The organism is Aeromonas sp. R7-4, from assembly GCF_040908055.1.
Classification (GTDB): Bacteria; Pseudomonadota; Gammaproteobacteria; order Enterobacterales; family Aeromonadaceae; genus Aeromonas; species Aeromonas sanarellii.
On record NZ_JBFODA010000029.1, the window covers coordinates 1 to 21,409 of the forward strand.

A 21,409-nucleotide genomic window follows, 5' to 3' on the forward strand; every position below is an offset into this window, starting at 1 on the left:
CATGGCCCGCTGCGGGTCGCGCAAGAACTGGCTCTGCAAGGCATCAATGTCAGTGCGGGCGGTGTGCGTGGCGTGTGGCAACGGCACGACTTGCTCTCCAAACACGACCGCTTGCTGCGCCTTGAGAAAACTCACCGGGAGCAGACCATTGAGCTCAATGACGAGCAGATTCGCCTGCTCGAACGCTTCAGCCCCGAGTTTCGCGAACGCCAGATTGAGGTTCACTACACCGGAGAACTGGTGGCGGTCGACACCTTCTTCGTCGGCGCGCTCAAGGGGGTTGGCAAGGTGTATCTGCAAACCGTGCTGGACTGCTATAGCCGCCACGCCTGGGGACGGCTCTACACCAGCAAGCTGCCGGTGACCTCGGTTCATGTGCTCAATGAAACGGTACTGCCGTTTTTCGAGGCCCACGAGGCACGGGTCTATACCATCCTGTCGGATAACGGACGCGAGTTCTGTGGACGAGCTGACCACCATCCCTACGAGCTGTTCCTGCAACTGGAGGGGATTGAGCACCGGACAACCAAGGTACGCAGGCCGCAGAGCAACGGCTTTATCGAACGGCTGCATCGCACACTGCTGGATGAACACTTCCGTATCAAGGGGAGGACGACCTGGTATGAGTCGGTAGAACAGATGCAGACAGACCTGGATAGCTACCTGGAACACTACAACACCCAGCGGCCACATCAGGGCAGGATGATGGAGGGACAGACGCCTTACAGCATGTTCAAGAAGGGTCTGAAATTGATACCGAAGGAAGTGCGTACTAAAGTAGCGTAAACAAGACACCGGTTTGAGGCCGGTGTCAGGTGATAACTAGATCTGTACATATCGGCAACAACAGATGGATGGCAACAACTGGCAGCCCACATCAATACAGCAGTGGCGTACTGCCTGCATGCAGACGGCGGCTCTCGGATTAATCGCGTATCCGGATTGAGTTGATCCTGCGCACAGCGTTCAAAATTGCAGCAAACGAAGTGCGATATTGGGTCTGGTATTCGCTTGCCCCAATATGGCTGAGCTCGCCTGCTGCATGATATTGGTGCGCACTAAGCGAGCCGATTCACGCGCTATATCTGCATCCCGAATTCTGGATCGCGCAGCACTGAGGTTTTCATTCGCACCGCTCAAGCGCCGCACCGTTGAATCGAGCGCATTGGCCTGTGCACCGATGCGGGAACGTTGCACTCCCAACTGCTTCATGGCCGTATCAAGCGTCTTCACCGCCTGGCTTGCATTGCTGTCATTCAACACATCAATGTTATCAACGGTGTACTTCATCTTATCTTGCGCAAACAAGCCGAAGGAGCTGAGCGAATTGCCAGTCATATCGATATTTGAATATTGATCACCCGATGAGGACAACTCAAGCTGCCCCATATATGTCGTCTCGCTGACGTTGGTCAGTAGAGCATTGAGCGACGGATTCGCCGAAATCGGCGGTGGGGGTGGAGCCGGTGGGGCTGGTGGCGCTGGCTGCGGCGGGTGACTCGAACCGTTATTGAGAGTGAGGCTCTTTCCCTGATGACTGTTGATGGTGAGCTGATTATTCGCAGGATTATTGTTAAATGAACTACTCACAGAAAAGCCGAGCCCCAGCGAAGATGCAACCGAATTGATCCGGCCAACAATCTTTGCCATCAAGACACTGTTTTCGGTTGTCGGGTGAATGGGATCCCAGCCCGTCATATCAATATCTGTCATCAGATCAACAGTCTGTCCTTCAATATCGATATAGGCTGGCAGCGTTGATAGATCCACGGAAGAGACGACAGAAAAAGGTCTCTGCTGGGCCTGTACCGGACCCTGATTGTTGGGAAACTGAGTGGCATTGATATCGGCAACGAACTCTTCAAGGGTCCCGTAATCCTTGTCAAACGTCACGCCATTGAGCGTGATGGGTTGTGACGCGAGTTTGAGACTGTCGATGCTGTAAGCGCCGGGTTTGCTGCCTGCCGGGTTACGCGCTAACCACCCCATTTCCCCCAGATTTTTAGTCTGTGCGTTCAAATCAGTAATGACCATGTTTTCGCCAGCATAAGCACCGATGGAAAACAACCCTTTAAATGAACCTGCCAATAAGTTCTGGCCCGCAAACGTCGTCTTGGTCGCGATACGATCCATCTCTGCTCTGAGCTGCTGAAACTCCTCGTTCAGGGCGATACGATCCGCTGCCGTATTGGCCCCACTACCCGACTGCAATGCCAGCACTCGCATCCGTTGCATCAGATTGAACGATTCATCGAGAGCTCCATCGGCCACGTTCACGATGGATATCGCATCGTTTGCATTTCTGATGGCCGTGCCAGTTCCATTTATCTCACTGGTCAACCTATTACTGATCTGCAAACCGGCCGCATCATCCGCAGCACTGTTGATGCGCAGGCCGGATGAAAGCCGTTGGAATACCGAGTCAAGGGTGGTCGATGATCTATTCAGGTGGCGCTGCGCCGCGATGGCCGAGATATTGGTATTAACAGACAATGACATAACAAGGCTCTATTGAAACTATGAGATTCGATGTGGTCTTAATCACTATCGGCATAACCAAATGACTCTTTAGTTGAAAATGACAACTCTGTTAAAAGAGTGAACAACCATTCCACAGGACCTAAGACGGCGAAGCTTGTCACTCCGAGACAGGACTGGCTTAAACCCGGCGTTGCCACTAAAATACGCCCCCTCTTCTTTCTGGCATCGGTAACCCCCATGAGCGCTTCCATCTATCTCGTCAAAGGCCGCGAAAAATCCCTGCTGCGCCGCCACCCCTGGATCTTCTCCAAGGGCATAGAGCGGGTTCAGGGCAACCCCATCGACGGTGACACCGTCGAGATCTTCACGAACGATGGCAAGTGGCTCGCCCGCGGCGCCTGGTCCGGCAGCTCCCAGATCCGCGCCAGGGTCTGGACCTTCGACAAGGACGAGACCGTGGATCTGGACTTCTTTATCCGCCGGCTGAAATACGCCCAGGAGTCCCGGGATCCGCTGATCAAGCGTCAGGGTCTCACCGGCTATCGCCTCTGCGCCGCTGAGTCAGACGGCCTGCCGGGCCTGACCATAGACCGCTACGCCGATTTTCTGGTGTGCCAGATCCTCTCCGCCGGCGCCGAGTTCCAGCGTGAGCTCATCACCAAGGCCCTGCGCACCCTCTACCCGGAGTGCAGCATCTACGAGCGTTCCGACGTGGCGGTTCGCAAGAAGGAGGGGTTGAAGGAGCGCACCGGCGTCATCCATGGCGAGACCCCGACCGAGCCCGTGGTCATCGAGGAGAACGGCGGCGTCAAGATCCTGGTGGACATCCGTAACGGCCACAAGACCGGTTTCTATCTGGACCAGCGTGACAACCGTCAGGCGGCCGCCAAGTACACCGAGGGCAAGCGGGTGCTCAACTGCTTCTGCTACACCGGCGGTTTCGGCGTCTACGCCCTCAAGGGGGGCGCCAGGGAAGTGGTCAACGTGGATCTCTCCCAGAATGCGCTGGACATCGCCCGCCAGAACGCCGAACTGAACGGCCTAGACGCCACCAAGGCCCAGTTCATCCGCCACGACGTGTTCAAGCTGCTGCGTGAATACCGCGACAAGGGCGAGAAGTTCGACGTCATCGTGCTGGATCCGCCGAAGTTTGCCGAGAGCAAGGCCCAGTTGCTGGGGGCCTGCCGCGGTTACAAGGACATCAACATGCTGGCGTTCCAGCTGCTGGCGCCGGGCGGCGTGCTCTTGACCTACTCCTGCTCCGGCCTGATGGAGCAGAGCCTGTTCCAGAAGATAGTGGCCGATGCGGCGCTCGATGCCGGTCGCGATGCCCAGATCCTGGAGCTCTTGTCCCAGGCATCCGATCACCCCATCGGCACCGCCTATCCGGAAGGCTTCTACCTCAAGGGCTTGGTAGTCCGCGCCCGCTGATCATCCAAGACACAGACATATTGATCACACAGGCCCGCATCGCGGGCCTGTTTTTTTATCGGGGCTTGGTGCCTCAGTCCCGCGCGGGGGCACCCAGAGGAAAGTAGTGGCGATAGGGCCTCGCCTCGTCTACCACCCGGGCGATGGCAGGACGGGCCAGCAGACGGGCGCGGTAGGCACGCAGGTTCGTGAATACAGGCGGGATCTCATGGGCCCAGTCGGCATAGAAGAGCGAGGGGGCGGCGGCGCAGTCGGCCAGGGTGAACGCCTCTCCCGCCGCCCAGGTCCGCCCGGCGAGGCGCTCATCCAGCCAGGGGTAGATCTTGTCCAGCATCTCGCGGGCCTGGGCCACCCCGTAACCGTCGCGCTCGGTGGCCGGGCGCATCCTGTCCAGCACCACCTTCTGCATCGGCGTCATCACATAGTTGTCGAACAGGCGATCCATCATGTGCACCTCGATCCCCGCCTCCCCCTCGGGCACCAGGCAGTGGGGGCCGGGATGACGGCACTGGAGATACTCGATGATAGTGCTGCTCTCGAGCAGGGTGCGATCCCCGTCCACCAGCACGGGGAAGCGCTTGAGGGGCCAGAGGCGCGCGAGCTCGGCCTTCACCGCCGCGGACTCCAGGTTGAGGTAATCGAAGGCGATGTCATTCTCGTAGAGGGCGATCAGCACCTTCTGGCTGTAGGACGAGAAGGGATGGGCGTAGAGTTTCATCGGGATCACTCCTTGTATGGGGATGTCCTGACCAGTCTATTCCCAACCGGGCGCCTCTGCCGGGCCCCTCTCTTCACGTCTCTGGCACGGGCTGCGGACTCCCCACACGCTTTGTGGCATAATGCGGCGTTTCGTGATCCCGCCCGGCCCTCCGAGGGCCTGGTCCTGCGGCTCCTCGGCCCTGTCCGGGATCACTACTGTCGTGGACCATGAGTGTGGTCGCACCCCGGGGTGCGAGCCGACACCAGCTTGAACCAAGAGGGGTATGTATGTCTGCCATTCGTCTCACCCAGTACAGCCACGGCGCCGGCTGTGGTTGCAAAATCTCCCCCAGGGTGCTCGACACCATCTTGAAGAGCCAGATCCCGGGCTTTGACGATCCCACCCTGATCGTCGGCAACAGCAGCAAGGATGACGCCGCCGTGGTGGACATCGGCAACGGCCAGGGCATCGTCTCCACCACCGACTTCTTCATGCCCATCGTCGATGATCCCTTTACCTTCGGCCGCATCGCCGCCACCAACGCCATCAGCGACATCTACGCCATGGGCGGCAAACCCATCGTCGCCATCGCCATCCTCGGCTGGCCCATCAACACGCTGGCGCCCGAGATTGCCCAGCAGGTGATCGACGGTGGCCGCCAGGTGTGCCATGAGGCGGGCATTTCGCTCGCCGGCGGCCACAGCATCGACGCCCCCGAGCCCATCTTCGGCCTGGCGGTGACCGGCATAGTGCCGCTCGATGCCATCAAGCAGAACGACACCGCCCGGGTGGGCGACACCCTCTATCTGACCAAGCCCCTTGGCATCGGCATCCTCACCACGGCCCAGAAGAAGGGCAAGCTCAAACCCGAGCACGAGCAGCTGGCCCCAGAGGCCATGTGCACCCTCAACAAGATTGGCCAGCGCTTCGCGGCCCTGCCCGGGGTCCACGCCATGACGGACGTGACCGGTTTTGGCCTGGCGGGCCACCTGCTGGAGATGTGCGAAGGCTCAGGGGTCTGCGCCCGCCTCGACTTCAAGGCGCTGCCGCTGCTGCCCGAGGTGGATCACTACCTGAGTGAAGGCTGCGTGCCGGGCGGCACCCTGCGCAACCACGACTCCTACGGCCACAAGCTGGACGCCATGGATGAGCGCACCCGCAACATCCTGTGCGATCCCCAGACCAGCGGCGGCCTGCTGGTGGCGGTGGGCTCCCAGAGCGAGGCCGAGCTGCTGGCCATCGCGCGGGAGGAAGGGCTCTCCCTCACTCCTGTCGGGGCAATGAAGCCGCTGGAAGGCACGCGCTTTATCGAGGTTGTCCAATGAGTGCACTGCCGCTCGAAACGAACCTGGCGCGCATCTTCCTCGAGGATGTGCCGCTCATCGATCTGCGCGCCCCCGTCGAGTTCAATGAGGGGGCCTTCCCCAATGCCGTCAGCCTGCCGCTGATGACGGACGAGGAGCGTGCCCGGGTCGGTACCTGCTACAAGCAGCAAGGTCAGGCCGCCGCCATCGCGCTGGGTCACCGGCTGGTGGGGGGCGAGGTGCGCGCCGCGCGCATCGAGGGGTGGCTGGCCCAGCTGCGCCAGCAGCCAGATGCCCTGCTCTATTGCTTCCGTGGCGGCCTGCGCTCCCAGACGGTGCAGCAGTGGCTGGCCGAGGCCGGCGTCCCCCGTCCCCGGGTGGATGGCGGCTACAAGGAGCTGCGTCGCTTCCTCATCGACACCCAGGCGAGCGCCTCGACCGAGTGCCGCTGGACGGTACTGACCGGCATGACCGGCTCCGGCAAGACCCACATGCTTGGCCACATTGCCCAGGCGGTGGATCTGGAGGGGCACGCCCATCACAGGGGCTCCTCCTTTGGCCAGCTGCCGGGGGGGCAGCCCAGCAACATCAACTTCGAGAACCGGATCGCCATCGAACTGCTCAAGCGCCGCCACCGGGGGGAGACGCATTTCGTGGTGGAGGACGAGAGCCGCCTCATCGGTCGCTGCGCCCTGCCGCTGAACCTCTATGAAGCCATGTGCCGGGCGCCCCTGGTGGTGGTGGAGGTGTCACAAGATGAACGCGCCGAGCAGATCCGCATCGATTATGTGCAGGATCTCTGGCAGCGCTACCTGGCAATGTATGGCCAGGAGGCGGGCTGGCCGCTCTTTGCCGGCTACCTCACCGACGCCATGGCCCGGCTCAAGCGCCGGCTCGGGGACAAGGACCACCGCGAGCTGGATGGCTTGTTGCAGGCCGCCCTCACCGAGCAGGCCGAAAGCGGGGAGACCGCCGCCCACCTGGTCTGGATCCGCCTTCTGCTGACCCGCTACTATGACCCCATGTACCGCTATCAGCTGGACAACAAGCGCGAGCGGATCCGGTTTCGCGGCGACAAAGAGGCCTGCCTCGCCTTCTTCGCCGAGCAGCACGCCCTTCAGACCCATCAGGAGAGTCCCACATGTTGAAGTTCGAGGTGATCCCCGTCACCCAGTTCGCCCAGAATTGTTCCCTCATCTGGTGTGACGAGACCCGCCAGGCGGCGTTGATCGATCCCGGTGGCGAGGCGGACAAGCTGCTGGCCGCCATCGCCAGGCACGAGCTGCGGCTGGTGAAGATCATCCTGACCCACGGCCACATGGATCACGTGGGGGCCGCCGCCGAACTGCGCACTCGCACCGGTGTCAGCATTGTCGGCCCCCACCGGGAAGATGCCTTCTGGCTCGACATCCTGCCCCAGCAGAGCCAGATGTTCGGCTTTGCCCATACCCCGGCCTTCACCCCGGATGGCTGGCTCGCCCAGGGGGACAAGGTTCAGCTTGGAAATTGCGAGCTGGAGGTCTATTTCTGCCCGGGCCACACCCCGGGTCATGTCGTGCTGCTCAGCCAGGCCGAACGCCTCGCCTGGGTGGGGGACGTGCTCTTTGCCGGCAGCATAGGCCGTACCGACTTCCCGCGCGGAGATCACGCCACCCTGATCCGCTCGATCACCGAGACCCTGCTGCCGCTCGGGGATGATATCGTCTTCATCCCGGGCCATGGTCCCAGCTCCACCTTCGGTCGCGAGAAGGCCAGCAATCCCTATCTGACAGCGCCCATCTGGTAATCCCCCCGCGCCTCGCGGGCATCCCATTGGGCCTTGAGGCGCAAGATCTCCGGCATGATCTCGAGAAAGCGGGCGAGCAGCCGGGGATCGAAGTGCTGACCGGCACCATCACGCATGGTGGCCAGCACTCTGTCCAGAGGCCAGGGCTCCTTGTAGGGGCGGCGCACGCTCAGAGCGTCAAACACATCGGCAATGGCCACGATCCGCGACGCCTCGGGGATCCCCTCGCCGGTCTCGCCGGCGGGATAACCCGAGCCGTCCCATTTCTCGTGGTGATGCAGGGCAATTTCCGCCGCCATGCGAAATATGGGGGCATCGGATCGCCTGAGGATCTCGTAACCGATGCGCGGGTGACTGCGCATGATGACCCACTCCTCCTCGGTGAGGGGACCGGGCTTCTTGAGGATGTGATCGGGGATACCAATCTTGCCCATGTCGTGCATGGGGGCCGCCAGCTCCAGCAACTCCGACTGCTCCGGACTCCAGCCCGCCGCATCGGCCAGGGCCCGGGCGTAAGCGGCCATGCGCCAGATATGCACGCCGGTGTCGGTGTCGTTGTAGTGACCCGCCTCGCTCAGCATGACGATGGCGGTGCGATAGCTGCACTCGAGCTGATCGAGGCGCACCAGGGAGAGGTGATTGCGCACCCGGGCACGCACCGTGCTCGGGCAGACCGGCTTGTAGATGTAATCCACCCCGCCCGCCTCAAACCCCTGGCTCTCGCTGTCTGCGTTGTCGCTCGCGGTGATAAAGAGTACCGGGATCCCCGCGTGGGCCGGATCGGCCTTGAGCCGGCGGCACACCTCGTAACCATCCATGTCGGGCATGCGCACGTCAAGCAGGATCAGGGCCGGCTCGTGGCGCCCCACGGCGGCCAACCCCTCCTCTCCCCCCTTGGCAAAGAAGAGGTTGTACTCCTCCTTGAGGATTTGCCGCAGCAGCCCAAGGTTGCTCGGCTCGTCGTCGATGATCAGCACTCGCGGTCGATTCATGGCGCAGGTTCCTCCCGATCCTCCAGATAATCCTCCAGCTTGCGGGTGGCGAACGGAATATCGAACAGCTCCAGGGCCGCACTTATCTCGCTCACCAGCTCGCAAGGCAGGTAACTCCTGGCCTGACTCAGCGCCGGCTCAATCAGATCCAGATCCTCGCTCACCAGGGCCTGATGCAGGGCGTGCAGGCAGACCTCCCGCGCTTCCCCCTGGGCCAGCGGGGAGCTGACCGCGCCCGGCTCGCGCCCGGCATAGGTATCGATGGCATGTTGTGCCTGCTCCAGCGCCTCGAGGAAGGGGGCGATGAGCTGACTGGTGTCCCCACCCTGCTCGATGGCCTCGTTCAGCTCGGCGCTGATGCGCGCCACATCCGTGAGCGACAGACTGCCCGCCACCCCCTTTATCTTGTGCGTCAGGCTTGCGGCCGCATCGGTCTCGTGCTGGGCGATGTAGTCCGGCAACACGGTGCCGACCGTCATGTAGTCATCGCGAAAACGGCGCAGGTACTTGAGATAGACCGAGGCTTCACCCCAGTTGCGAAGTCCGGTATCGATATCGATGCTGGCCACCGGCTCCTGGGCGCGTGGCTCGTCGCTCACGGTGAGCGGCAGGACGCAGTCCGGCAAATAGCGCAGCAAGGTCGCGATGAGCTGCTCCACATCGAGCGGCTTGGCGATGAAGTCGTTCATGCCGCTGGCAAGCGCCGCTTCGCGCTGATCCTTGAATACCCCGGCGGTGAGTGCCAGCACGGGAGTCTCTCCGCGTCCCGGCAGTTGGCGCAGGCGACGGGTCGCCTCGTAGCCATCCATCACCGGCATCTGCACATCCATGAGCACCAGATCGATGCGCCGCGCCGGATCGGCGAGACAAGCCAGGGCCCGCTCCCCGTCGATGGCGGTGATCACCTCGGCCCCCTCCCGTTGCAGCAAGCGGGTCGCCACCTCCAGGTTGATGTCGCTGTCATCGACCAGCAGGACATGCACGCCCGGCAGGCGCAGACGGCGCTGGCCACTCTCAAGCGGCTCCACGTGCTCGCGCTTCTCGTGGATGAGGCGTGCCACCGCGTTGTAAAGACTGGAGCCGGTCACCGGTTTGTGCAGCACCAGATCCACCTGCTCCGAGCCGGGGCAGTGCATCAGCTCATCCTGGGAGTAGGCGGTCGCCATGATGATGATGGGTGAACGCTCCTGCTGCTCGAAGGCGCGGCGAATGGCCAGGCAGGTCTCGAGTCCGTCCATGCCCGGCATGATCCAGTCGAGCAGGATCACATCGAAACGCTCCCCCTGGCGCAGCAGATGGTGCAGCGCCTGCTCACCGGACTCCACCACCCGTGACTGCCAACCGAGGGAACCCACCGTCATCGACAGGGCGTCACGGGTCACCTGATTGTCGTCGGCGATGAGCAGCGAGATGTGCTGCAGACGCTCGTTCAGGGCCTCGGGCCGCTCCACCTGCTCCAGCCGGACGCGGAACCAGAACTCGCTCCCCTTGCCCAGTTCGCTGGTGACGCCGATATCCCCCCCCATCAGGTTCACCAGGCGGCGACTGATGGTCAGACCGAGCCCGGTCCCTCCGAAACGGCGGCTGGTGGAGGAGTCTGCCTGGGAGAAAGCATTGAAAATGTTGGCCTGCTGCTCGGGGGGAATGCCGATCCCGGTGTCGCGCACCCGAAACAGCAAGGTGGCCATGCCCTCTTGCTCTGCTTCCAGCTCGACCTTGACCTCCACCTCCCCGCGCTCGGTAAACTTGATGGCATTGCCGGTCAGGTTGAGCAGCACCTGCTCGAGGCGCAGGGCGTCCCCAATCAGATGGGAAACCTGCTCGGGGGCACTGCTCACCACCAGTTCCAGGTGCTTCTGGCCAACGCAGGTGGACATGATGGCCGCCACGTGATCAAGCACCTCTTCCAGACTGAATGGCACCCGCTCAAGCTCGAGCCGGCCCGACTCAATCTTGGAAAAATCGAGAATGTCGTTGATGATCCCGAGCAGCGCCTGCCCGGCCTGGTGGATTTTGCGCACCAGGACATGCTGGCCATCGTCGAGCCCTCCCTGCTCGAGCAGGTAAGTCAGCCCCATGATGGCGTTCATGGGGGTGCGGATCTCGTGGCTCATGTTGGCGATGAAATCCCCTTTGACCTGTGCCAGCCTGGCCGCCTCCTGCTGGGCCAGCTGCTCCCTGTGCCTGCTGCGCACCAATGCGGCCACCCCGGCACCAAACAACAGCAGCAGCATCGCGCAAGTGGCCGAGATGATCCCCCAGATGTGAGTGCGAATGGCCAGCAGCTCGCTGCGCGGCACCAGGGAAGCGGCTTTCCAGATCAGCTGATCATGATTCTGTGCCGGGTACAGAGTGGTCCAGCTCCACAGTCCGTCGGCAGACTCCATCTGGCCGTTTGATGCGCCCCAGAACGCCTGCCAGGCCTGGGGGGACGTGTGCTTCAGGGTGAGATCCGGGCGTTCGAGCATGAAGCCCCATTCCTGGGATGGGTCCGGGCTATGCAGCCAATATCCGTCCTGGTTGAACAGCATGGTGTGATCGGCCGCCTTGCCGCTGCTGTCGGCAAACTCCTTGAGCATACGGGCGGCCTGCACGTTGATAAGCAGCAGACCAAGATCTCGTCCCCCAAGGCGCATACGCTTGGCAATGCGGATCATGGGGTTGAAGGGGCGTTCGATCACTCCGTGTTCAACGTTGAGATCGAGCGGCGAGACGTAGACCCGCTCCCAGGGCAGCGCCATGGCGTCGCGAAAATAGTAACGTTCCCCCTTGTTCTGCAACTGGTCGTCCGTCACACGCCACACACGCTGTCCCTGACGATCGATGCGCACCAACTCCATGCCATCCGGGGCAAGCCAACGCACCTGGGCATAGTCGGGATTACGGTTCATCAGGATGGTGAACTGGACGGCCAAGGTGTCACGGTCATTGCGACCCGCCGCCTCGAGCAGAATGGGCTCTTCCGACATGCTGCGCACATGGCGCAGCGGCACCGCCAGCTCGCCGTCAAGGCGGCCGCTGGCAAGCGCTAGGAAGGTGCTCTCATCGCTGCGAACGCGGTAGAGCTCGCGCTCGATCAGTGCATTGCCCAGCAGATAGCCCCCCGCCAGGACCAACAGCAGAATAGGTGAAAACAGCAGGAAATATGTCCGTACGATTCCCTTCATAACGGTCAACATCACCCCGAAAAATGGATTTGTTCGAGCACCTTGTGGACATCAGAGCATCACAACACGTGACCTGCTGTCAATCATGCCTACAAGTAAAGACCAATAGTGCTGTTTGAGTATTTTATTTTCCCGGCAAAAATGCTGTAAAAACAAAGAGGCCACCCGATTGGGTGGCCTCTTCACAGGAACATTCGTTGTCGATTAGACGCGAACGAAGTCCAAGTGAACCAGCTTGTAGCGAACCGGGTGACGCTGGATAGCCTTCACGTTCACTTTCACTTCTTCGCCGTTGATGACCAGGGTCAGCTCGGAGGAGTAGAACTCCGGCTTCTCTTGGGCCAGGATCAGCTTCTTGTGGTCCAGGGTAACGGACACGGCTTCTTTGCCTGCACCGTAAACGATGGCAGGAACTTGGTCAGCATGACGCAGGCGGCGGCTCGCACCTTTCCCCAGGTCAGAACGGACTTCAGCTTGGAATACGAAAGACATAGTAAGTATCTCTTTTAGATGAATGTATGGTGTTGACTGCGACCGGTCAGCACCTCGCAAAACGAGCGCGAATACTAGCACGGGCCCGGGGTGGATACAAGGGACGAACCGCTTGCCATCGCACTGGCAGATGCCGAGGCTCTCCCCTGCCCCGACGCGCCCCTCAGCGCCCCTGCTCCAGGCGGGCAAACTGCTGCTGGCGCTGGGCCGGGCTCAGGGCCTCAAACTGCGCCAGGGTCTCCGCTTTCGGGCAGTAGAGTCGCTGGCCGGTCTGCACCCGGATCCCCTTGCCCATGGCGGGACGGTTCTCCGCCACCAGCGCCAGCAGATAGCTGTAGGTGTCGGATCCGCTACCCGCCTGCGCCTGCAACTGGCTCGCGATACGCCAGAGTGTCTCCCCCACCGCCACCTGATGACAGACCCGCCCATCCCCCCCTGCCGCCGTGGCGGAGAGGGTCAGGATGGCGCCCTCTGGCAACGGGCTGGCTGCGGCAAGCTGCACGCCCGCCCCGGACAGTGACGGCACCGCCAGCCTGGCCAGCAAGGGCTCCCCCTGCGCCATCCGGCCTCTGCCCGTCATGGCACCAGGCAAGGAGAACTCGGCAATAAAGGCACTGGCCCCCGGCGCCACGAAGGAGGGTTGATACAGTGCGGCCGCAGTCGGTTGCGATTGATGGGGGGCCATGCCATAGGCCATCTCGTCGATGCGCTTGAGCCTGGCCAGGTAGGCCTTGGAGAGCTGGGCCTCCCCCTCGAACAGATCGAAGGGGGGCACCAGACGGGCGGGAAAGAGGATCTGCCAGCGGCCGTTCTTCTTTTTCTGCTCCAGCGGCGGGAACTGATTGCCCCGCCAGGCGGCGAAGATGGGCGGCACGGCGCGGTGCACCGGATAGAACTCCGGGTTGAGCTGCACCCAGGTTTGCTCCGCAATGGGCTGGTAACCGCTGATGTTGACCAGCGCCACCCCCAACCAGATCCCCAGCATATGATGGCCTCCCTTCCCTTCAAGCCTTCTCTGTTCTCATTCTATCCAATAAAACAGATAGATAGCAGCTTAGCACTGGGCGATGGCGCTCTGCACCCGTTTATCCGAGATGGGGTACGGCGTCCCCAGCTGCTGGGCGAAGAAGGAGACTCTCAGCTCCTCTATCATCCAGCGGATATTGGCCACCTCGGGTGGCATCGGCTGGGATTTGGGGATCTTGGCCAGCAGCGCCTTGTACTCCGACTCCACGCTCTGCACCTTGAGCATGTAGACCCGATCCCGGTTGGGATCGATGGCGAGCTTCTCCAGACGCCGCTCGATGGCCCTCAGGTAGCGCAGCAGGTCAGGCAGCCGCTGCCAGCCGGTCTCGGTGACGAAGCCTTTGTGGATGAGCTTGTCCAGCTGCAGCTGGATGTCCGACATGGCAAAGGCGGTATCGAGCTGCATCTTGCCCTTGAGCCGTTTCTTGATCTCATGGGAGAGGGTCAGCACGGCTTCCACCTGCTTGGCCACCTCCACCACGGCGTCGTTGAGCTCGGCGCGGACATACTCCTTGAGCGCCTCGAAACCGGCCTCGTCCCAGGCCATGCCGCCGTGCTGCTCGATGAGCTTGTCGCAGCCGCAGGCGATGCAGTCGTCAATCAACTCGGCCACCTTGCCAAAGGGGTTGAAATAGAGGCCCAGCTTGGCCTTGTTGGGCAACTTCTCCTGCAGGTATTTGATGGGGGATGGTACGTTGAGCAGCACCAACCGGCGCTGACCAGCCCACATCAGCTGCTGCTGCACCACCGGGCTCTCCACCAGCTGGATGGCGACCGAATCCTTCTGATCCACCAGGGCCGGATAGGCTTTCACCTCAAACCCGCCCCGCTTCTGGCTGTACTCCTGGGGCAACTCGCCAAAGCTCCAGAGGGTGAGGCCGGACTGCTCGATGTCATCGTCCGCCACTTGTGACAGGGTCTCCTGCACCTTGCCGCGCAGCGACTCTTTCAATGCCTCCAGATCTTTGCCTTCCGCCACCTTCTTGTGTTTGTCGTCCACCACCCGGAAGGTGAGTTTCAGGTGATCGGGCACCGCAGACCAGTCCCAGGATTCACGGGGCACGGTCACGCCGGTCATGCGGCGCAGCTGGCGCTCCATCTCGTCCAGCAGCGGCCCCTGCTCAGGGTTGATGCTGGCAAGCAGCGCATCGGCGTAGTTGGGCGCCGGCACAAAGTTCTTGCGCATCGGTTTTGGCATCGACTTGATGAGGGCCACCAACAGCTCGTGACGAAGCCCCGGGATCAGCCACTCGAACCCCTTCACTTCCACCTGGTTCAGGAGCGGCAGCGGAATATGCAGGGTCACGCCATCCGCCGCCTCCCCCGGCTCGAACTGGTAGGTCAACTTGAGCTTGAGACGCCCCTGCTGCCAGAAGTTGGGGTAGTCGAGATCGCTGATGTGGGCCGCGTCCCCCTTCATCAACATCTCTTTCTCGAAGTTGAGCAGCTCGGGATCCTGCTTTTGCGCCTCCTTCCACCACTTGTCGAAGTGACGGGCGGAGATGACCTCCTCCGGCAGGCGGGCATCGTAGAAGCGGAACAAGTCCTCGTCATCCACCAGGATGTCGCGCCGGCGCGACTTGTGCTCCAGCGCCTCCACCTCGGCCAGGAGCTTGCGGTTGCCTTCGAAGAAGCGGTGGCGGGTCTCGAAATCCCCCTCCACCAAGGCGCGGCGGATAAAGAGCTCACGACACAGGGCCGGATCGATACGGCTGAAGTTGATGGTGCGCTCGGCAACCAGGGTCAGGCCATAGAGGGTCACCTTCTCCTTGGCCATCACGGCGCCATTTTTCTTCGACCAGTGAGGGTCGCTGTGGTGCAGCTTGATGAGGTGACCTGCCAACGGCTCCACCCACTCGGGTTCAATCTTGGCGTTGATGCGGGCGTAGAGGCGCGAGGTCTCCACCAACTCGGCGGCCATCACCCACTTGGGCGGCTTTTTGAACAGACCCGAGGCCGGGAACAGGTGGAAACGACCGTTGCGGGCCCCGAGGAATTCGGGCTTTTCCAGATCCTTGTTGCCGATGTGGCTCAAGAGGCCGGTCAGCAGCGCGCAGTGCACCGTCTTGAAATCCGCCGGTTCATGGTTGGCTTTAAAACCAAGTTCTTTCACCGTCTGACGCAGCTGGAAGTGAATGTCCTGCCACTCGCGCACCCGCAGGTAGGAGAGAAACTCCTTCTGGCACATGCGGCGGAACGGGTTGCTGCCAAGGGCATCCTGCTGCTCTTTCAGGTAGTTCCACAGATTGACGAAGGCGAGGAAGTCGGAATCCTTGTCTTCAAAGCGCCGGTGCTGTTCGTCGGCGGCCTGCTTCTTCTCCATGGGCCGCTCGCGGGGATCCTGAATACTGAGAGCAGAGGTGATCACCATCACCTCACTCAGGCAACCGGTCTGCGCTGCGCTGATCACCATCTTCGCCAGACGCGGATCAAGGGGGATGCGCGATAACTGGCGACCAGTCTCGGTCAGCTGAAGTTTAGCTTCGTGATCGCCGGTGGCAGGCAGCTCGCGTACCGCCTCCAGCTCTTTGAGCAGGGTCAGGCCGTCCTTGATATGGCGCGACTCGGGTGGCTCGACGAAGGGGAACGCCTCCATGTTGCCAAGGCCGAGCGCCAGCATCTGCAGGATGACGGAGGCCAGGTTGGTGCGCAGGATCTCGGGATCGGTGAAGGCCGGGCGGCCGTTGAAATCCTCCTCCGAGTAGAGACGGATGCAGATCCCGTCCGCCACCCGGCCGCAGCGACCTTTACGCTGGTTGGCGCTGGCTTGGGAGACCGGCTCGATGGGCAGGCGCTGCACCTTGGTACGCCAGGAGTAGCGGCTGATGCGGGCGGTGCCCGGATCGATCACGTAGCGGATGCCCGGTACCGTCAGCGAGGTCTCCGCCACGTTGGTGGCGAGCACGATGCGCCGCCCGGCGTGGGGCTGGAACACCTTGTTCTGCTCGGCGTTGGAGAGGCGGGCATAGAGCGGCAGCACCTCGGTGTCGCGCAGGTTGAGCTTGCGCAGGGCGTCGGCGGTGTCGCGGATCTCCCGCTCGCCGTTCATGAAGACAAGGATGTCTCCTAAACCTTCTCTAGCCAGCTCTTCCACCGCATCGAAGATCCCCTGCAGCTCGTCGCGCTCCTCCAGCCCCTCACTTTTATCGCTGGTGAGCGGGCGGTAACGCACCTCCACCGGGTAGGTGCGACCGGAGACCTCGATCACCGGCGCCTTGTTGAAGTGGCGGGAGAAACGCTGTGGGTCTATGGTGGCCGAGGTGATGATCACCTTGAGATCCGGGCGCTTGGGCAGCAGTTGTTTCAAGTAGCCCAGGATGAAGTCGATGTTGAGGCTGCGCTCGTGGGCCTCGTCGATGATGATGGTGTCGTACTGGGTCAGCATCCGGTCGTTCTGGATCTCCGCCAGCAGGATACCGTCGGTCATCAGCTTGATGTGGGTCTGCTCGCTCACCTGATCGGTAAAGCGCACCTTGTAGCCCACGTAATGTCCGAGCTCAGACTCCATCTCCTCGGCGATGCGGGCCGCCACGGTGCGGGCCGCGAGGCGGCGCGGCTGGGTGTGGCCGATAAAGCCCTTGACCCCGCGCCCGAGCGCCAGGCAGATCTTGGGGATCTGGGTGGTTTTGCCCGAGCCGGTTTCCCCGGCGATGATCACCACCTGATGGTCCTGAATGGCCTTGGCGATCTCCGCCTGCTTCTGGCTCACCGGCAGGTTGTCCGGATAGGTGACCCTGGGGACGCCCGCCAGACGGGACTGATAGCGCGCCTGGGCGGCATCCAGCTCGGCGGCTATGGTCTCAAGCACCTGGCCTTGCTTGGCTTCCGGCAACTTCTTGACGCCGTGCAGACGGCTGGAGAGACGGCGGGCGTCGAGGTTCATGCAGGCAGAGAGACGGCGGCGCAGCGCCTCGATAGAGAGAGACAAGGTACGAATTCCTTAAAAGAGTGCCCGGCAAGGGGGCCATATCGACAAGCTGGGAGCGATCCTAAAGAGCGAGGCCGGAGGGTGCAAGCCTTAAAGCGGCGCACCAGGGCATGAACCGGAGCCCTCATGACAACCACGGATGAAAAGAGCAGGCCGGGGCCTGCTCATGAATGCCGTGACACGGGGAGCGTCAGACTCTGGCCTGGTGCACGAAGCAGGCGCCGAGCTGGGCATGGATGGCCTGCATCACGTTGTGGCGATTGATCACCCCGAGCAGGCGCCCCTCCTCCACCACCGGATAGATCTTGGGTTTCTGCCCCATCATCATCTCGGCCAGATCCAGAATGCTGGTGTCGGGGCCCACCGCCAGCACCTCCTTGCGCATCACATCCTTGACCTGGGCCACCTGTTCACAGTGGTAGGCCTCTTTGAGCATGACGGCGATGCAATCCTGCTCGGATACCCAACCAATCAGATGCCCCCGGCTGTCCACCACGGGGCCGCCCAGCTGATGGCTGTTGAGAAATTTTTCCACCGCCGCCTGCACCATCATCTCCGCGCTGAAGGTGATGGGCTTGGTCTGCATGTAGTCCTTTGCCTTGAGTGATTCCATGACGCTTTCCCCCAACAGGCCTCCCGAGGGGAGGCAAGAGCCGGGCACTATGTCCGGCTCACTCCAAGCATAGCGCGCACGGATCAGGAGATGGATTGCAGCAACAGCAGCAGCTCGTTCTGGCTGTGGCAGTCGGTCTTCTTGAAGACGCCCTTGAGGGTGGAACGCACAGTTTCCACCTTGACCCCGCGCAGTTCGGCGATGTCGTTGCTGCTGTACCCCTTGCTCATCAGCACCAGCAGCTCCTTCTCGCCGATGGTGAGCGGATAGAGGCTGGCCAGCGCCTCGATGTCGGGGTTGAAGGAGTGCTCGGGGTCACGCAGCACCACCTCCACATAACGCTCGAAACGGCTGAGGCCGCTCATCAGGGTGCACTGGATCAGCAGCGGCCTGAGGTTGGCCTGGCGGGGAATGGACATATAGGCGCTTGCCCCCGGCAGCAAATAGGCAAATCCGTTGAGGATCTCCTTGAGCTGGCGCTGCTGCTCTTTATTTTGCAAAGAGAAAATGCCATTGATGGCGCGCAGTTCCACATTTTCATCGGCAATGCGGTTGAATGCCACATTGGAATAATGGATATGTCCCTTGTCATCTATGATGGCGCTGGGCTTATTATGATTTTTTACCAGCTGCTGCAACTGGTAGTTCTGGGTTTCCAGGGCCAGCAGATTCCAATAATGGTGGCTCCAGGCGGCAAGACCGGAATAGATCTCCGACAGCGACATGAGCTCCCGGCTGCTGAAGTCATCCTGGGAGGCACCGCGATAGCTGCACAGGCTGCTAAGACCCCTTCCCTTCACCCGGCAGACGCCACCGGCCGCAAACTGGGCGCCGAAGCTTGCCAGCAGCCCCACCGAGCTGGAGATGGTGTTGGCGCTGACGATCCCCTGACAGCCCTTGTCCAGATAATGATTGAACCACACATCCTGGCGATGGTGCTGTACATAAAACTGTTGCTGGGCCTCGCTCAACCCGCTGGAAAAGAGCTTTATTCCGTCGCTCTTGTCATCGTCCCGCAATAAAAACAGGGACGAGCTGCAGGAGACGTCCGCGCGAAATTGGTCCACCACCAGCTTAATGTCAGAATCATTAATACCGCACTCGTATAACTGGCTGATATAGGGCGATATCCTTTCTTTCTCTAATGCCTTCACACCCGAACTCCTAATTCTTATTTTTATTGAAGTGGCATCTTACTCTGCAATGAGAAACTCGAAAAGTAGTCAAATGAATAAAGCCTTTATGACTAATTCATTAATGGTTATGTATAAAGTCAGGCCGATGAAAAGCATGAAAAAAACCAAATCCCGGCTCAGGTTTATCCGGGTTCTGGTCGCTTTTCACAATGTTTTTGATGTAGTGGTGTCCTCTTCCCTTCGGACACCCGTGGTTACCAGGAGCCGGAACCACGAGAGTGATCCGTGCAGCCCGCCCCGTCCGCCCGCATCCTGACAGCCTCTGACCCTGATGACTGTCCGGCGCGGCGGCGCGATACCGCTCATCAACACAGCGCCTGATGGCACCACACTGATGATGGACAAGAATAACGCTTCAATCGAACCACCTTCGCAGGGCCAGCGTGGCGAGATCGACAAAGGCACGCAATCCGGGGGACATGAAGCGCTGCCTTGGGTAGACGATATGGATGGGGTCGACCTTCCCATGCCATTGGGGGAGGACAGCCACCAGTCTCCCCTCATCGCAGGCCTGGCGACACAGGTAGGACGGCAAGAGTGCCACCCCCTCAGCGGCCAGGACCATGGTCATGATCAAGCCGACATCGTTGATCAGCGTCTGCCGTGACAGAGAGACGGTCAGGCTGTTGGCGGCCTCGTCCTGAAGGTCCCAGGCCTCTTTGCCCAGTGGGGTGAACTGCAGGCAGGCATGCTGTCGCAGCGCCTGCGGTGCATCGAGCGCCGGCGCACTGGCGAGGTAATCCGGGCTCGCAAACAGTGCCCAGCGCGCAACGCCCACCGGTCTGGCGATCAGCGTCGAGTCCTTGAGTGGGCCGGTACGGATGGCGACATCGACACCTTCTGCGACCAGATCCACGTAGCGGTTCATCAACACCAGTTCCACATCGACCTTTGGCCACTGGCTACGCATCTGCCCCAGGAGCGACGACAATATCTGGTCGCCGATATCAACGGGCGCCGTGATCCGCAGCAACCCGCAGGGCTCCTCCCGCGACTCGGTCACGGCGGCCTCGGCATCGAACACATGCGCCAACCCGGTCGAGGCGTGCTCGAAATAGATCTGTCCGGCCTCGGTCAGATGCAGGCGACGGGTCGTCCGCTGCAAGAGCGTGACGCCCAGGCGCTTCTCCAGCATGGCCACCCGATGGCTGACCGTTGAGGTCGGCAACCCCAGCAGACGGGCAGCGGCACTGAAACTGCCGGCTTGCACGACCTTGACGAATACAACGACCTGATTGAAGTCCATCATCCAACTCAATAGAAAGTGTTTTCTGATTTAACCACCTAGTTGGACAGATGACCACTTCCTACACTGTTTCCACCGCTTCATGGAGACACCGAGATGAAAGAACTGGCATTTATCAAGCGCAGCAACGGACGACACTGGGTGGGTGACGGCTTCCCCGTCAGGAGCATCTTCTCCTACAACGACATCGCCGAGGAGATGTCCCCCTTCCTGCTGATGGACTACGCGGGCCCGGCCACTTTCCCGGCCACATCCCATCGGCTCGGGGTCGGCCAGCATCCTCATCGCGGGTTCGAAACGGTGACCATCGTCTATGAAGGCGGCGTCTCGCACAGAGACTCCTCGGGGGGCGGCGGCACCATAGGACCGGGGGATGTGCAGTGGATGACGGCCGCGTCCGGCCTTATCCACGAGGAGTACCACAGCCCGGACTTTGCCAGGACAGGTGGCGCCTTCGAGATGGTGCAGCTGTGGGTGAACCTGCCCGCCCGTGACAAGATGACGGCCCCTGGCTACCAGGGCATCACCGCAGGAGAGATCCCTCGGGTGGCCTTGCCGGATGGCGCTGGCGAAGCGCGCATCATCGCCGGGCGCTTCGGCGAGACAGCTGGCCCTGCCCGCACCTTTACCCCGATGAACGTCTGGGACATGCGCCTGAACGCCCACCACAGGGTCACGATCCCCTTGCCGGAAGGGCACACCACCGCCTTGTTCGTGCTCAAAGGGGCTATCCGTCTTGGCGACCGCCACACGGTCCGCACCGCCGAACTGGCAGTCATGGAGCGCCGCGGCACGGAACTGGTGATGGAGGTCGAGGAGGAGACGACGCTGCTGCTGCTCAATGGCGCCCCCCTCAATGAACCCATCGTCGGTCACGGTCCCTTCGTCATGAATACCCAGGAAGAGATCGTGCAGGCCATCAATGATTACAACAGCGGCCGTTTCGGCCAGATCGGACGCTGAACCCAAAGGCCGGCAACAGGCGCACAGCGAACAGCCCGGCCCATGTCGGTGGCGCCGGATCCGGCCACGCCGGGATGGCGCAGG

The 21,409-nt window shown here is 61.5% G+C and carries 16 protein-coding genes; 6 read left to right on the top strand and 10 right to left on the bottom strand.

The features are described from left to right. Positions 1 to 786, top strand: a 786-nt coding sequence (locus tag AB5Y72_RS07090; protein WP_368198773.1) for an IS481-like element ISAs19 family transposase, incomplete at its 5' end; no start/stop codon positions are given. Positions 787 to 966: 180 nt separating this feature from the next. Here AB5Y72_RS07090 and AB5Y72_RS07095 read toward each other — a convergent pair. Then, a complete protein-coding gene (locus tag AB5Y72_RS07095) occupies positions 967 to 2,499 on the bottom strand; it encodes a flagellin (RefSeq protein ID WP_325783715.1) in 1,533 nt (510 codons plus the stop codon). Between the two features lie 219 nt (positions 2,500 to 2,718). Between AB5Y72_RS07095 and AB5Y72_RS07100 the strand changes: the two genes are divergently transcribed. Continuing rightward, positions 2,719 to 3,912, top strand: coding sequence for a class I SAM-dependent methyltransferase (locus AB5Y72_RS07100; RefSeq protein ID WP_042076007.1), 1,194 nt, complete (start codon positions 2,719 to 2,721; stop codon positions 3,910 to 3,912). A 73-nt stretch (positions 3,913 to 3,985) separates the two neighbouring features. Here the strand turns inward: AB5Y72_RS07100 and AB5Y72_RS07105 are convergent, their stop codons facing one another. After that, positions 3,986 to 4,630, bottom strand: coding sequence for a glutathione S-transferase family protein (locus AB5Y72_RS07105; RefSeq protein WP_042076005.1), 645 nt, complete (start codon positions 4,628 to 4,630; stop codon positions 3,986 to 3,988). 269 nt (positions 4,631 to 4,899) lie between these two features. Here AB5Y72_RS07105 and selD point away from each other — a divergent pair, with 269 nt between their 5' ends. Genes selD through AB5Y72_RS07120 form a run of 3 tightly spaced genes read left to right on the top strand, consistent with a single transcriptional unit; the run spans position 4,900 to position 7,702 of the window. Then, positions 4,900 to 5,937 (top strand): selenide, water dikinase SelD, encoded by a 1,038-nt coding sequence (selD, locus tag AB5Y72_RS07110; protein ID WP_368198774.1) that lies wholly within the window; start codon positions 4,900 to 4,902, stop codon positions 5,935 to 5,937. Beyond that, positions 5,934 to 7,064 (top strand): tRNA 2-selenouridine(34) synthase MnmH, encoded by a 1,131-nt coding sequence (gene mnmH, locus AB5Y72_RS07115; RefSeq protein WP_042076001.1) that lies wholly within the window; start codon positions 5,934 to 5,936, stop codon positions 7,062 to 7,064. The genes selD and mnmH overlap by 4 nt, the downstream gene beginning before the upstream one ends. Continuing rightward, a complete protein-coding gene (locus AB5Y72_RS07120) occupies positions 7,058 to 7,702 on the top strand; it encodes an MBL fold metallo-hydrolase (RefSeq protein ID WP_042075999.1) in 645 nt (214 codons plus the stop codon). Before mnmH ends, AB5Y72_RS07120 begins: the two co-directional genes overlap by 7 nt. Here AB5Y72_RS07120 and AB5Y72_RS07125 read toward each other — a convergent pair. The 8 genes from AB5Y72_RS07125 to AB5Y72_RS07160 form a co-directional block, all read right to left on the bottom strand. Beyond that, the gene (locus AB5Y72_RS07125) at positions 7,678 to 8,694 is read right to left on the bottom strand and encodes an HD domain-containing phosphohydrolase (RefSeq protein WP_042075996.1); all 1,017 of its coding nucleotides are present in this window, start codon (positions 8,692 to 8,694) and stop codon (positions 7,678 to 7,680) included. The genes AB5Y72_RS07120 and AB5Y72_RS07125 overlap by 25 nt on opposite strands. Then, positions 8,691 to 11,861 (bottom strand): response regulator, encoded by a 3,171-nt coding sequence (locus tag AB5Y72_RS07130; RefSeq protein WP_368198775.1) that lies wholly within the window; start codon positions 11,859 to 11,861, stop codon positions 8,691 to 8,693. The genes AB5Y72_RS07125 and AB5Y72_RS07130 overlap by 4 nt, the downstream gene beginning before the upstream one ends. A 204-nt stretch (positions 11,862 to 12,065) precedes the next feature. Then, the gene (gene rplY, locus AB5Y72_RS07135) at positions 12,066 to 12,353 is read right to left on the bottom strand and encodes a 50S ribosomal protein L25 (protein WP_041205748.1); all 288 of its coding nucleotides are present in this window, start codon (positions 12,351 to 12,353) and stop codon (positions 12,066 to 12,068) included. Positions 12,354 to 12,516: 163 nt separating this feature from the next. Next, positions 12,517 to 13,338 (bottom strand): hypothetical protein, encoded by an 822-nt coding sequence (locus AB5Y72_RS07140; RefSeq protein WP_368198776.1) that lies wholly within the window; start codon positions 13,336 to 13,338, stop codon positions 12,517 to 12,519. Between the two features lie 69 nt (positions 13,339 to 13,407). Next, positions 13,408 to 17,307: an ATP-dependent RNA helicase HrpA gene (gene hrpA, locus AB5Y72_RS07145; protein WP_216990256.1), complete on the bottom strand. Its 3,900-nt coding sequence runs from the start codon at positions 17,305 to 17,307 to the stop codon at positions 13,408 to 13,410. Positions 17,308 to 17,497: 190 nt separating this feature from the next. Next, positions 17,498 to 17,920: a CBS domain-containing protein gene (locus AB5Y72_RS07150; RefSeq protein ID WP_368198777.1), complete on the bottom strand. Its 423-nt coding sequence runs from the start codon at positions 17,918 to 17,920 to the stop codon at positions 17,498 to 17,500. An 83-nt stretch (positions 17,921 to 18,003) separates the two neighbouring features. Beyond that, positions 18,004 to 19,074 (bottom strand): helix-turn-helix transcriptional regulator, encoded by a 1,071-nt coding sequence (locus tag AB5Y72_RS07155; protein WP_042077776.1) that lies wholly within the window; start codon positions 19,072 to 19,074, stop codon positions 18,004 to 18,006. Between the two features lie 397 nt (positions 19,075 to 19,471). Next, positions 19,472 to 20,365 carry a LysR substrate-binding domain-containing protein gene (locus AB5Y72_RS07160; protein ID WP_368198778.1) on the bottom strand — a complete coding sequence of 298 codons (894 nt, stop codon included), beginning with the start codon at positions 20,363 to 20,365 and terminating at the stop codon, positions 19,472 to 19,474. A 93-nt stretch (positions 20,366 to 20,458) separates the two neighbouring features. On the opposite strand from AB5Y72_RS07160, the gene AB5Y72_RS07165 reads away from it, so the two are divergent. Continuing rightward, on the top strand, positions 20,459 to 21,325 hold the full coding sequence (locus tag AB5Y72_RS07165; RefSeq protein WP_368198779.1) for a pirin family protein: 867 nt from the start codon (positions 20,459 to 20,461) through the stop codon (positions 21,323 to 21,325). Positions 21,326 to 21,409: the final 84 nt, after the last annotated feature.